This window comes from Sinorhizobium chiapasense, from assembly GCF_036488675.1.
Lineage (GTDB): Bacteria > Pseudomonadota > Alphaproteobacteria > Rhizobiales > Rhizobiaceae > Sinorhizobium > Sinorhizobium chiapasense.
In genome coordinates this window covers 3948034-3960000 of record NZ_CP133148.1, presented here as the reverse complement: position 1 = coordinate 3960000, position 11967 = coordinate 3948034, and the positions used below count along the sequence as shown (strand labels likewise).

Here is an 11967-nt window from a genome sequence, read left to right as displayed (position 1 = left end):
CGGCAAAGGCGGTCGCGACCGTCGTCGCGGAAAAGTCCGCGGGAAAAGACCGCGACGGCGCTGTCGATCTCATCTGGATCAACGGCGAAAATTTTGCCGCGATGAAGCGCGAGCGCCTGCTCTTCTCTCCCGATTGGGCGACGAAACTGCCGAACTGGGTCTACGTCGATCACGAGAGCAAACCGACGGTTCTCACCGATTTCACGATAGCGACCGGGGGATTGGAAAGCCCGTGGGGCGGCGCCAAGCTCGTTTTCTTCTACGATTCGGCGCGGACCGCGGGCGGCGAACTGCCCGATTCGGCGGCGGATCTGCTCAAATGGGCCGAGGCCAATACCGGCCGTTTCTCCTATCCGCAGCCACCGGACTTCACCGGCTCGTCGTTCCTCAAACAGGTGCTGACCGAACTGATCCACGACAAAACCAAGCTGCAAAAGCCCGTTGACGAAGCGACTTTTGCCGCGGATGCAGCTCCGCTCTTTGCCTATCTCGACAAGCTTACGCCGCTGCTCTGGCGCAAGGGCAAGGCCTATCCGCAAAACTACCCCGACATGAAGCAGAAGTTCGCCGACGGCGAACTCGACATCATTTTCGCCTTCAATCCGGCGGAAGCGTCGGCTGCGATTGCCAATGGAGAGCTGCCGGACAGCGTGCGTTCCTTCGTCTTTTCGGGCGGCACGCTCGGCAATACCCATTTCGTCGCTATTCCCTACAACGCATCGGCGAAGGCCGGGGCGCTGCTCTTCGCCAATTTCCTGCTCTCGCCCGAGGCGCAGTTGCGCAAGCAGGACCCGAAAATCTGGGGCGACCCGACCGTCCTGTCGCTGGCAAGGCTGCCGGCAGCGGAGCGGCAAGCCTTCGAAGCGCTCGACCTCGGCGTCGCGACACTCGGCCCCGACCAACTTGGACCGGCGCTCGACGAACCGCACCCGGACTGGATGACGCGAATCGAGGCGGAATGGATCCGGAGATATGGGGCTGCGAACTAGGCGCCGACACAAAGGCCGAGCGATCATGCACCCGACCAGCGGCAACGGCCTTCTTGTCGTCATCCTGGGGCTGCCGGTCCTGGCGGGGGTCGGCGGAACGATCCTGCCGGCATTCGGCTACCTGCCCGCTCTCGGCGGTTTTCGTCCGACGACGGCGCATCTCGCCGAGCTTGCCGGCCAGCCCCACATCCTTCGTTCCGTCCTCGTCGCCCTGGCGGCGGGCCTGATCACCACCTTTGCGGCGCTTGCAATCGTCGGAACCTTCATTGCCGGCTTTGCCGGGACGCCGGTTTTTGCCCGCGTCCACCACCTGGTTTCGCCGCTGCTTGCGGTACCGCATGCCGCCGCCACCTTTGCGCTCGCCTTCCTCATCGCGCCCTCCGGACTGCTTCTCCGATTGGTCTCGCCAGAACTGACCGGCTTCACGCGGCCGCCGGACTGGCTTTTGCCGAACGACCCCTTCGCGCTCTCGATGATCGCGGGGCTCGTCACCAAGGAAGTTCCCTTCCTCTTCCTGGTGACGCTCGCCGGCCTGCCGCAACTGCCGCTGCACAGGGCAGGGAAACTGATGGCGGCGCTTGGCTACGGACGTGTGTCCGGCTTTCTGATCAGCCTCTGGCCGACGCTCTACAGGCAAATCCGGCTGCCGGTCTTCGCCGTGCTCGTCTATTCGGTCTCGGTGGTCGACGTCGCGATGATCCTTGGTCCGCAACTGCCGGCGACGCTCCCTGTGCGCATTGCCCATTGGGCGGCCGATCACGATCTCAAGATGCGATTCCTTGCCTCCGCAGGCGCGTTGCTGCAACTCGTCGTCGTCTTTGCGGCAATCGGAATCTGGCTCGTGCTCGAACGGCTCGGAAAGTTCGCGCTAACCTTGCTGACGCTTGCGGGCACGCGGCTCCGGAAGGACCTGCTGCCTCGCGCAGCGTCAGGGTTGGCCATGGCCGGCTGCGCCGTCATCGTATTTTTGGGACTGGGCGCGCTCTTCATCTGGTCCGTCGCCGGTCTCTGGCCGTTTCCAAAAGCACTACCGGGAGCGATTACGGCCAAGATCTGGCTGCGCGTGCTGCCGCAGATCGCTGAGCCGCTTTTCACGACAGTCGCCATCGCCTTTTCCGCCTCGGCGCTGGCTTTGGTCATCGCGATTTCATTGCTTCATCGAGACGGCCGGGGCGGCAACGGTGCAGGCTACAAGCTTCTATATCTGCCGCTCATCGTACCCGAGATCAGCTTTGTCTTCGGTCTGCAGGTTCTGGCGATCTCGATCGGCTTCACGCCCGCTTTTCCAAGCGTCCTCGCGGTCCATTTGCTGTTCGTCCTGCCCTATGTCCTCCTGTCGCTGTCGGCACCCTGGCGCGAACTTGATCCACGCTTCGAGCAGATAGCTGCCGGGCTCGGGAAATCGTCGCTGCGGGTGCTTCTGACGATCCGGCTGCCGCTTCTGTTTCGAGCCTGTCTCACCGCCTTTGCCGTCGGGTTTTCAGTGTCGGTGAGCCTATACCTTCCGACCGTGCTGGTCGGGGCCGGCCGGTTGACCACCGTTACCACCGAGGCCGTCGCTCTCTCGGCGGGTGGCGACCGGCGCGTCATCGGCGTCTATGCGCTCGTCCAGGCCGCTCTCCCCTTTCTCGCATTTCTCGTTGCGTCGCTTGGCCCCCAGTTGCTATTCCGCAACCGTCGCGCAATGAGGATGTGAATGCAGGCAGTTGATGACCCGATGCCGCTCACGCTGGCGGATGTCACAATCCGGTTGGCGGAACGGACTTTGCTGTTCGTATCGGCGACGGTGATGCCCGGCGAGGTCCTGACCATCATGGGCCCGTCCGGCTCCGGCAAATCGACGCTGCTCGCCTTTGCCGGCGGATTTCTCGATCCGGCCTTCCGTGCAAGCGGTCGAGTTCTGATCGGAAACAGAGACCTGACCGATGTCCCGGCAAACGAGCGCCGCGCCGGCATCCTCTTTCAGGATCCCCTGCTTTTTCCGCATCTCTCCGTCGGCGGCAATATCGTGTTCGCGATACCGCAGGCGGTGAAAGGACATAAGATGAGACGGCAGATCGCCGAGCAGGCACTCGAACAGGTCGGGCTCGCCGGCTTTTTCGATCGCGACCCGGAAACGCTCTCCGGCGGCCAGAAGGCACGCGTGGCGCTGCAACGGACGCTCGTCTCTGCGCCGCGTTATCTCCTGCTCGACGAACCTTTTTCGAAACTCGATGCGGCACTCAGACAGCAGACCCGCGCGCTGGTCTTCTCGAAGGCGAAAGCGGCGGGCGTGCCGATCATCCTCGTCACCCATGACGGCGCGGACGCGGAGGCGGCGGGCGGCAGAGTGATCGAGGTCGGGAGCGAGGCAGGGGCCTGATGCACGATCTTCCGCCACTGCCGGTTCGTGACATTCTGCCCCGTATGGGCGAAGCGCTCAAAGAGGCGCCGTCCGTCGTGCTCTCGGCACCGCCCGGCGCCGGCAAGACGACGCTTGTGCCGCTCTTTCTTCTGGACCAGCCCTGGCTCAACGGCGGCAAGGTGATCCTGCTGGAGCCGCGCAGGCTTGCCGCCCGCGCCGCTGCGGGACGGATGGCCGAACTGCTTGGGGAAAAGGTCGGCGAGACCGTCGGCTACCGCATGCGGCTCGACAACAGAATATCGGCACGGACCCGGATCGAGGTCGTGACCGAAGGCGTCTTCAGCCGGATGATCCTCGACGACCCCGAACTCTCCGGCGTCTCCGCCGTGCTTTTCGATGAATTCCACGAGCGCTCGCTCGACGCCGATTTCGGCCTGGCGTTGGCGCTCGACGTGCAATCGGCGCTGCGCGACGACCTGAAGATTGTCGTCATGTCGGCAACGCTCGACGTCGGGCGGGTCGCCAAGCTGCTTGGCAATGCTCCCGTCATCGAAAGCCAGGGCCGCAGCTTTCCGATCGATATTCGCTACGAGGACAAGAACGCCGGCGAGAGCGCCGAGGAAGCCGTCGCGCGTGCGATCATCGACGCGCACCGATCCGAAGCGGGCTCGATCCTGGCCTTCCTCCCCGGGCAGGCGGAAATCACCCGCACCGCTGAGCGTCTCGCCCGGCGGTTCGACGAGACGACCACGATCGCCCCGCTCTACGGCAACCTGAGCCAGAAGGAGCAGGACGCGGCGATCCGCCCGGCACCCGCCGGCACGCGCAAGATTGTGCTTGCGACGTCGATCGCCGAAACTTCGATCACCATCGACGGCGTGCGTATCGTCGTCGACAGCGGCCTGCAGCGGCTGCCGGTGTTCGAAGCCTCGACGGGGATCACCCGACTGGAGACCGTGCGCGTATCGCGGGCATCCGCCGATCAGCGCGCCGGGCGCGCCGGACGAACCGAGCCCGGGATCGCGATACGCCTGTGGCACCCGGGCCAGACCGCAGCCCTTGCGGCCTTCACGCCGCCGCAGATCCTTGCGAGCGATCTTTCGGGTCTGCTGCTCGATCTCGCCCATTGGGGCGTCGCCGATCCATCCTCGCTCGCCTTCATCGACCCGCCGCCGGAGACGACGTTGCGCGAAGCGCGCAGCCTGCTGATCGAGCTCGGAGCGCTCGATGCCAACGGGGCGCTGACGCCGCGCGGCCGTCGGATTCGCGATCTCGCTTTGCCAGTCCGGCTGGCGGCAATGGCGGTCTCGGCGGCCGAAGAGGGCGAGGCGCAGGAAGCCTGCCTGCTGGCGGTGATGCTGACCGAGCAGGGCCTCGGCGGCAACAGTCTCGATCTCGAGGACCGGCTGCGCCGCTTCCGGGCGGACCGCGGCAATCGCGCCGATGCCGCACGGGGTTTGGCAAGACGCATGGCGGCCGACCTCAAGGCGCGGAAGAGCAATGACGAAAGCGCGCTGCCCGGTCCGTTGCTGATGCACGCCTTTCCCGACCGGATCGCGCTCCAGCGCGGCGGTCGTGGACGCTTCGTCATGGCCAACGGCCGCGGCGCCGAGGTGCCGGAGACCGAGCGGCTTGCCGCCGCGGAGATGCTGGTGATTGCCGACCTGACCGGTAGGGCGGGCGCACAGCGCGTGCTGGCCGCCGCAGAAATCACCCGGGCGGATGTCGAGGCCCATATGCCGGAGGCAATCCGGCGCGAAGAGCAGATCTTCTTCGATCGGACGAGCCGCCACGTGCGCGCGCGCCGCGTCACCCGGCTCGGTGCCATCATCTTCGAGGAAACCCCGCTTTCGCGCCCGAGCGGCGAAGCCGCTGCACGCGCGCTCGCCGACGGCGTTCGTCAATTGGGGCTCGCAGTCCTGCCTTTCTCGAAGGAAACGGCACAGTTCCGTGATCGCATCGGCTTCCTCCATCGCTCGATCGGCGAACCCTGGCCGGACGTTTCGGATGAAGCATTGCTGTCGCGCCTCGACGACTGGTTCGTGCCGTTTCAGCATGGCGCCGGCAGCATCGACGGCATCAAGGCCCATGACCTTGCCGAAGGTCTGCTGTCCCTCGTCCCCTACGATCTTCAGCGCGATCTCGGTAAGCTCGCACCGACTCATTTCGAAGCACCGACGGGACACCGCCATCCCATTCACTATGACGGCGATGAGCCCTTGCTTTCGATCCGCGTACAGGAACTTTTCGGCCTGAAGGTGCATCCGGCAATCGGCAACGGCCGGCTACCGCTGCTTCTGGAGCTGATCTCGCCCGGCCACCGCCCGATCCAGACCACCCGCGACCTGCCGGGCTTCTGGGCCGGGTCGTGGAGGGACGTGAGAGCCGACATGCGTGGGCGCTATCCAAAGCATCCCTGGCCGGATGACCCGGCGAACGCGATGCCGACGACACGGGCCAAGCCGCGTGGTACATGAAACCACTGTATAATTCCGGAATCGGATGGCTTTGGGCATTATATGGAAGCTGCGGTCCCAAATCCGGCGGATGCAGCGGTGAAGCGGGAAGCGGCAGCATGGCAGCAGCGGCAATGGCACTCGATTACAATGACATGAACAGCAATCGCAGCCTCAGACTGCAGACGCTCGTTCGCCTGCGCTGGCTGGCCGTCGGCGGTCAGTCGCTCGCGGTCATCATTACCGCGCTCTGGCTGCAGTTTCCGCTGCCGCTCGTCTCCTGTTCGGTGCTGATCGCAAGCCTGGCGCTGTTGAACACCTTCCTGACGATCCGCTATCCGCCGACGCACCGGCTGACGCCGCCGGCCGCCTTCGCCCTTCTCGGCCTCGATCTTGCTCAGTTGACCGCGCTGCTCTTCATCACCGGCGGCCTCGCCAATCCCTTCGCGCCGCTGCTTTGCGTGCCGGTGATCATTTCCTCGGCCTCGCAGCCGAAGCCGCACAGTATCGTATTGGCGGGATTTGCGGTCATCGGCGTTACCGCGCTCGCCTTCTCGCCCTTCCCGCTGCCCTGGTACCCCGGAACCGTTCTGCTGATCCCGCGGGTACTGACCGCGGGTATCTGGTTTGCGATCGTCTCGATGACGGCGTTTGCCGCCTTCTACACCTACCGCGTTTCGCTGGAGGCGAGCGAGCTTTCAGAAGCGCTGACCGCAACCGAGCTCGTGCTTCAGCGCGAAAAGCACCTGTCGCAGCTCGATGGTCTCGCCGCAGCCGCCGCGCACGAACTCGGAACGCCGCTCGCCACCATCAGCGTCGTCGCCAAGGAGATGGAGCGCGAGCTCGGCGACGACCCCCGCTTTGGCGAGGACGTTCACCTCTTGCGCAGCCAGAGCGAACGCTGCCGCGATATCCTGAAGCGGCTGACGACACTTTCGTCCGAAAGCGAGGAGCATATGCGGCTTCTGCCGCTTTCCTCGCTGATCGAGGAGGTAATGGCGCCCCACCGCGAGTTCGGGATCGAGATCGAGCTCAAGGAAAAAGGCGATCGCGCTTCGGAACCGGTCGGCATCCGCAATGCCGGCATTCTCTACGGGCTCGGCAATCTGCTGGAAAACGCGGTCGACTACGCACGCAAGAAAGTAACCGTCACCGCAGAGCACACGGCCGAGCGCGTCAAGGTGACGATCGAGGATGATGGCGATGGTTTCTCGCCGGATATCCTGATGCGCATCGGCGAGCCCTATGTCACCAAACGGCAGAAGGACGACAGCGCCGGCGGTCTGGGTCTCGGGCTCTTCATTGCCAAGACCTTGCTGGAGCGCTCAGGCGCCCGGTTGCGCTTCGAGAACGGCAGCCCGGGCGCGCGTGTCAGCGTCGAATGGCCGCGCGCGCTGATGGACACGAAGCTGGCGAAATGACTTTTGGCAGTTTATTGAAGACGGTCACGAGAAAACCCACATAATTTCAGCGAAAACGGTTTTGTTCGGGCCATGTTTTTGCTTAGGGATCGGAAGAAATGACGGAAAAATCGACAACCGCGCCGAGTGCACAGTCTCCGGATGCCGAACTGATCGGCCCGGACAGGACGCTGCTGATCGTTGATGACGACGGCCCGTTCCTGCGCCGTCTTGCGCGGGCGATGGAAGCGCGGGGCTTCACGGTCGATATTGCCGAGTCTGTCGCCGAAGGCATTGCCAAGGCCAAAAGCAACCCGCCGAAGCACGCCGTCATCGATCTCCGGCTCGGCGATGGCAGCGGCCTCGATGTGATCGAAGCGATCCGCGGGCGCCGGGACGACACGCGAATGATCATGCTCACCGGCTATGGCAACATCGCCACCGCGGTGAATGCGGTCAAACTCGGCGCGGTCGACTATCTCGCAAAGCCGGCGGACGCCGACGACATCTTCGCCGCGCTTGTCCAGCGCCAGGGCGAGAGGGTGGAGCCGCCGGAAAATCCGATGTCCGCGGACCGGGTCCGTTGGGAACACATCCAGCGCGTCTACGAGATGTGCGAACGCAACGTTTCGGAAACGGCCCGCCGGCTCAACATGCACCGCAGAACGCTGCAACGTATTCTGGCGAAGCGTGCCCCGAAATAATCCGCCATCAGCGACTTTTGAAGTGAAGGCGCACGCGCCTGCCTAACTGTCGCGCGTGCCGGCGACAATATCGCGAATTGATTCGCCGAGTTCCCCGTTTCGCTCCGCCGCCCACTCGGCGAGCATCAATCTCTGGGCCGCCGTCCGGGCAAATGACTGGACGACGGACTTGCGCGTCGCCGGCGCCAGGCGGTGCTCCGGTGCCTCGCGCAGCATGTGCGCCCCGTAGCCGTCGGAAAGCAGCAGGCCGCATTCCTCCGGAAAGATGTCCAGCGGCACGTCACCATGCGTGGCGAAAAACAGCCGGTCGCAATGCAGCCGATACTCGGGCCACTTGCGATCCACACGAAAATCCTCGATCGACGTCTTGATCTCGATGATCCAGATTTCGCCCTTTGCCGAAAGCGAAATGAGATCGGCGCGCCTGCCGCTTGCGAGCGTCAGCTCGGGCAGGACCGCGTGGCGCAATTCCGCCAGCAGCCGCTGAACGCCGCGGCGCACCTTCATCGCCCGTTCGGACTGGCGTCCGTCGGCCAGCGGATTGTCGCCATGGATCGATAGGATCGTCATCGGTTCACCCTCGCTTCAACGCCTCCCACTCCGCCGATTTGTTGCAAAAAAGCAATCGTCACGGAATTTACACTTTTCGGCCAAATTGCGGCGGCGCAGTCCCTTGCGCGGCGCGATGCAATCGAAAATAAGCTGATGACGCTGACGGCCGGGCACCCTCCCTCCCCGTATTTCCTTACTTCTTTTTACGAGACACCCATGCGCTTCCGCAACGCTCTCTTCTTGTGCAGCCTGGCCGCCACTGTTGTGCTTGCCGGCTGCTCGCAAACGACGTCGACGACCGGCTCTGCTCCCGAGGGCCAGAAGATTGCGACGAATCAAATCTTTACCGGCAATTATGGCGCCGTCGAGGACCACGGCTACGCGCTGCCCGCTGTTCCGATCAACCGGGTCGATCAGCGCTTCCATCGCCAGATCGTCGACTACGCGACGAAGGAACGCCCGGGCACGATCGTCGTCAACACCCCGAATCGCTTCCTTTATTACGTCCTGCCGGGCGGCAAGGCAGTGCGCTACGGCATCGGCGTCGGCAAGGCCGGCTTTGCCTGGGAAGGCGAGGCCTATGTCGCCTGGAAGCAGGAATGGCCGACGTGGCACCCGCCGAAGGAAATGGCCGAACGCAAGCCGGAAGTCGCAAAGTATGTCGAAGCCGGCATGGGTCCGGGCATCGGCAATCCGCTCGGCGCGCGCGCCCTCTACCTCTTCAATGACGAAGGCAGGGATACGCTCTTCCGCCTGCACGGCACGCCGGAATGGGCCTCGATCGGCACCGCCGCATCGTCGGGGTGCATCCGGCTGATGAACCAGGACATCATCGATCTCTATACGCGTGTCCGCCCGGGCAAGGGCGCGAGGGTCGTCGTTCAGCAGTAGCACTGCCACGTCTTGATAATGAGAGGGCCGTCGGTCGATCCGGCGGCTTTTTCTGTTTGCCATGAGTGGCGCAGGCGGCCGCAATGCGCTGCCCCTCATCACCGCGTGACGGATTTTGCTCGCCCCTCACCCTAGCCCTCTCCCCCCGGGCGGGGAGAGGGGACGCGCTTGTGCTTCCCTCTTCGTACACAACGAAGAGAAGGGCGAAGCGGGCGCAGCATGTCCCTTCTCTCCGCCTGCGGGGAGAAGGTCGCGGCAGCGGGATGAGGGGCGGACAGTTCCTCCCCATTCTGCCTCATCCAGCCTGAGCTTTCAGCTCCAGCCGGCGGCGATGCAGCACCGGTTCGGTATAACCGTTCGGCTGCTCGCGTCCCTTGAGCACGAGGTCCAAGGCCGCCTGGAAGGCGACCGATTCATCAAAGCGGCCGGCCATCGGCGTGTAGTTTTCGTCATCGGCATTCTGCTGGTCGACGACAGCCGCCATTCGCTTCATCGTGTCGACGATCTGCATCTCGCTGACAATGCCGTGATGCAGCCAGTTCGCCATGTGCTGCGCCGAGATGCGAAGAGTCGCGCGATCTTCCATCAGGCCGATATTGTTGATGTCCGGCACCTTGGAGCAGCCGACCCCCTGGTCGACCCAGCGCACGACATAGCCAAGAATCCCTTGCGCATTGTTGTCGAGCTCGCGCTGGATTTCGGCCTCGGTCCAGTTCGGCCGCAGCGCCACCGGCACCGAGAGGATATCGCCGAGCTTGGCACGCGGTCTGGTCTTCAAGCCTGCCTGAACCTCGGCGACGTTGACGCGGTGATAGTGCGTCGCATGCAGCGTCGCCGCGGTCGGCGAAGGCACCCAGGCGGTATTCGCGCCCGCCTTAGGATGGGCAATCTTCTGTTCGAGCATCGCCGCCATCAGGTCCGGCATCGCCCACATGCCCTTGCCGATCTGCGCGTGGCCGGAAAGCCCGCATTCGAGGCCGATATCGACGTTCCACTTCTCGTACGCGGCGATCCACGCCGCCTGTTTCATGTCCCCCTTGCGGATCATCGGGCCGGCTTCCATCGAGGTGTGGATCTCGTCGCCGGTCCGATCGAGGAAGCCGGTGTTGATGAAGACAACGCGCTCGCGGGCGGCGCGAATGCATTCCTTCAGGTTGACGGTCGTGCGCCGCTCCTCATCCATGATGCCCATCTTCATCGTGTTCGCCGGCATTCCAAGCGCCGTCTCGGCGCGCGCGAAGATTTCGCAGGCAAAAGCAACCTCTTCCGGCCCATGCATCTTCGGCTTGACGACATACATCGAACCCGCTCGCGAATTCGCCCGGCGGCCGTTTGGTCCGATGTCGTGCAGTGCCACCAGGGCCGTGACCATGGCATCCATGATGCCTTCCGGCACCTCGCGCTCTTCTCCGTCGAGTATCGCCGGATTGGTCATCAGGTGGCCGACATTGCGCACCAGCATCAGCGAGCGTCCGGGCAGGGTCAGCGCCGCACCGTCTGGGCTTGTGTAAACGCGATCGGCATTGAGCCTGCGGGTGAATGTCCTGCCGCCTTTCGAGACCTCTTCCTCGAGGTCACCCTTCATCAGACCCAGCCAGTTGCGATAGACGACGACCTTGTCCTCGGCATCGACCGCGGCGACGGAGTCCTCGCAGTCCATGATCGTCGTGATCGCCGATTCGAGGATGACGTCGGACACGTGGGCCGGATCCTCCTTGCCGATCGGCGTCGTCGCATCGAGGACGACGACAATATGAAGATTGTTCTGGCGTAGAACGACCTCGGAGGGCGCGTCGGCTGCACCGGAATAGCCGGCGAACTGGGCCGTGTCGCCAAGCCGCGTTTCCGTGCCGTCCGCGAGCGTGATCGCAAGCGCGGCGCCTTCAACCTTCAACGCAGTCACGTCGCTCCAGCGGCCCCTGGCGAGCGGAGCGCTCGCGTCCAGAAAATCCCGGGCCCAGGCGATGACCTTGGCACCGCGTTTCGGATTATATCCCTTGCCACGCTCCGCGCCGTCGGTATCGGGAATTGCGTCGGTGCCATAGAGCGCATCGTAGAGCGAACCCCAGCGGGCATTGGCGGCATTCAGCGCATAGCGCGCGTTCATCACCGGCACGACGAGCTGCGGTCCGGCGATCGTCGCGATCTCGGGGTCGACATTGGCGGTCGAGACCGAGAAATCCGAACCCTCCGGCAGAAGGTACCCGATCTGTCTCAGAAAGGCCTCGTAGGCGTCGAGATCGACGGGCGCGCCGTTGTCGCGGTACCAGGCGTCGAGCTGCGCTTGCATATCGTCGCGCTTGGCGAGAAGCGTGCGATTCTTCGGGGCAAGCTCGTGGACGAGTTCCGACAAGGCCGAAAAGAACCGTTCCACGTCGATCCCGGTGCCCGGCATTGCCTCATCGACCAGGAAATCATGGAACCCGGCATCGATCTTCAAACCATACTTTTCAACGCGGGCCATGCGGCAACTCCTGCAATATCTCGACTTTACAGCGCCGCGCGTCTAACAAGACGCGCAAAGGTCGCTGTAGAACTTTGAACTTCTGCATGATTTTGTCCTTAAATCGATTCCGATTTAAGGAATCATGCAGTGGATCACGATACGCCGGGATCAGACCGATCCAAGCC

9 protein-coding genes (1 of these 9 only partly in view) are annotated in these 11967 nt (G+C 63.9%); 7 read left to right on the top strand and 2 right to left on the bottom strand.

What is annotated here, in order from left to right; translation table 11 throughout:
• The 6 genes from RB548_RS18805 to RB548_RS18780 form a co-directional block, all read left to right on the top strand.
• Window positions 1-989, top strand: the 3' portion of a protein-coding gene (locus RB548_RS18805) for an ABC transporter substrate-binding protein (RefSeq protein ID WP_331375013.1). Its footprint begins 238 nt before the window's first position; the window shows 989 of its 1227 coding nt (coding positions 239-1227); its start codon lies beyond the left edge, outside the window; it ends in the stop codon at window positions 987-989.
• Window positions 990-1014: 25 nt separating this feature from the next.
• Window positions 1015-2685 (top strand): ABC transporter permease, encoded by a 1671-nt coding sequence (locus RB548_RS18800; RefSeq protein ID WP_331372726.1) that lies wholly within the window; start codon window positions 1015-1017, stop codon window positions 2683-2685.
• A complete protein-coding gene (locus RB548_RS18795) occupies window positions 2686-3351 on the top strand; it encodes an ATP-binding cassette domain-containing protein (RefSeq protein WP_331372725.1) in 666 nt (221 codons plus the stop codon).
• A complete protein-coding gene (gene hrpB, locus RB548_RS18790) occupies window positions 3351-5810 on the top strand; it encodes an ATP-dependent helicase HrpB (RefSeq protein ID WP_331372724.1) in 2460 nt (819 codons plus the stop codon). The genes RB548_RS18795 and hrpB overlap by 1 nt, the downstream gene beginning before the upstream one ends.
• A gap of 98 nt (window positions 5811-5908) precedes the next feature.
• Complete coding sequence (locus tag RB548_RS18785; RefSeq protein ID WP_331372723.1) at window positions 5909-7210, top strand: ActS/PrrB/RegB family redox-sensitive histidine kinase; 1302 nt, start codon at window positions 5909-5911, stop codon at window positions 7208-7210.
• A gap of 98 nt (window positions 7211-7308) precedes the next feature.
• Complete coding sequence (locus RB548_RS18780) at window positions 7309-7893, top strand: ActR/PrrA/RegA family redox response regulator transcription factor (RefSeq protein WP_280660665.1); 585 nt, start codon at window positions 7309-7311, stop codon at window positions 7891-7893.
• A 42-nt stretch (window positions 7894-7935) separates the two neighbouring features.
• Here RB548_RS18780 and RB548_RS18775 read toward each other — a convergent pair whose 3' ends face one another.
• On the bottom strand, window positions 7936-8463 hold the full coding sequence (locus RB548_RS18775; protein WP_331372722.1) for an MmcB family DNA repair protein: 528 nt from the start codon (window positions 8461-8463) through the stop codon (window positions 7936-7938).
• Between the two features lie 198 nt (window positions 8464-8661).
• Here RB548_RS18775 and RB548_RS18770 point away from each other — a divergent pair, with 198 nt between their 5' ends.
• Window positions 8662-9336 (top strand): L,D-transpeptidase, encoded by a 675-nt coding sequence (locus RB548_RS18770; protein WP_331372721.1) that lies wholly within the window; start codon window positions 8662-8664, stop codon window positions 9334-9336.
• Between the two features lie 295 nt (window positions 9337-9631).
• On the opposite strand, the gene RB548_RS18765 is transcribed toward RB548_RS18770, so the two are convergent.
• The gene (locus RB548_RS18765) at window positions 9632-11800 is read right to left on the bottom strand and encodes a malate synthase G (RefSeq protein ID WP_331372720.1); all 2169 of its coding nucleotides are present in this window, start codon (window positions 11798-11800) and stop codon (window positions 9632-9634) included.
• Window positions 11801-11967 lie beyond the last annotated feature (167 nt).

Bases quoted from the DNA above. Each gene is read 5' to 3' on its own strand.
- RB548_RS18800 (WP_331372726.1), top strand. From the start codon at position 1,015: ATGCACCCGACCAGCGGCAACGGCCTTCTTGTCGTCATCCTGGGGCTG.
- RB548_RS18795 (WP_331372725.1), top strand. From the start codon at position 2,686: ATGCAGGCAGTTGATGACCCGATGCCGCTCACGCTGGCGGATGTCACA.
- hrpB (WP_331372724.1), top strand. From the start codon at position 3,351: ATGCACGATCTTCCGCCACTGCCGGTTCGTGACATTCTGCCCCGTATG.
- RB548_RS18785 (WP_331372723.1), top strand. From the start codon at position 5,909: ATGGCAGCAGCGGCAATGGCACTCGATTACAATGACATGAACAGCAAT.
- RB548_RS18780 (WP_280660665.1), top strand. From the start codon at position 7,309: ATGACGGAAAAATCGACAACCGCGCCGAGTGCACAGTCTCCGGATGCC.
- RB548_RS18775 (WP_331372722.1), bottom strand. From the start codon at position 8,463: ATGACGATCCTATCGATCCATGGCGACAATCCGCTGGCCGACGGACGC.
- RB548_RS18770 (WP_331372721.1), top strand. From the start codon at position 8,662: ATGCGCTTCCGCAACGCTCTCTTCTTGTGCAGCCTGGCCGCCACTGTT.
- RB548_RS18765 (WP_331372720.1), bottom strand. From the start codon at position 11,800: ATGGCCCGCGTTGAAAAGTATGGTTTGAAGATCGATGCCGGGTTCCAT.